The sequence below is a fragment of the Lyngbya sp. CCAP 1446/10 genome, from assembly GCF_026130175.1.
In the GTDB taxonomy this organism is placed as follows: Bacteria; Cyanobacteriota; Cyanobacteriia; order Cyanobacteriales; family Microcoleaceae; genus Microcoleus.
Map to the genome: position 1 here is coordinate 1 of NZ_JAIGNI010000168.1, position 856 is coordinate 856.

The window sequence follows — 856 nt, forward strand, 5'->3', positions numbered from 1 at the left end:
GACTCCTTCAAGGCAAAGCCCTAAAGTTGTCGCTACTTTTCGCAAAATGTTTGCAGCGCCGTTGCAGTCTGCATTAATTTTGCTTCCATCTTTTGAGTGATACAAGCCACGCTTGACACGTTTCCCAGACTCTTTCCACCCTTCGGGTTTTTCACCGAACTTAGGTAGTTCATCCGAATCTAAAAAACTCGCCTTACTCGTATAGCTTTCTTCAGTTTCAACAAATTGAATGCCATGTTGTTCGCAAAGCTGAGAAATCCTATCCTTTAATCGTGCGGTAGGAATTTGCACAAAACTTTGATTAGTTTTACTTCCAAGATTGATTTCTTGACGCATTCCTTTGTTCCAGCCAAATACGATAGTGCCTATTTGGTTCTTTAGGCAGTGATTCAATACCAATCTAGCTGCTTTATTGACGGCATCCCTAACTTGTCTATTTCGTTTTTCCGTAATTCTCCCTAATTGTTTAGACCAAAAGCCTTGAGGCTTGTCCTCTTTGACTCCTGCAACTCGTTTGTTGTACCACTGATTTAATGATTTTAGGTGCAGTCCATCTACAATTAAACTTGTCCCCACATTAGACACACAGGTCAGCCAATTATTTAGCCCTGGGTCAATACCTAGAGCTTTACTAGCGTCTAACTCAACTGCTATCGGCGGGACTTTATAGACAAATTCAGCATAAAATTGCCCATTTCTTGGCAAGATGCGAATTTCTCGGATTTTGTCGTAATCCAAGTTTGACGGCATTGGCAGATAGAATTCACTAATTCCAAACCATAGTTTAACTTTACCTCCTAGGGGAAACCTTAATTGCCCATTTTTTAACTTTACATCCGCCTTGGGAAACGTCGCC

General features: G+C 41.1%; 1 protein-coding gene. It reads right to left on the minus strand.

From position 1 onward, the window contains the following. Positions 1 to 856, minus strand: an 856-nt coding sequence (locus tag K4039_RS29705) for a transposase (protein WP_265240111.1), incomplete at both ends; no start/stop codon positions are given.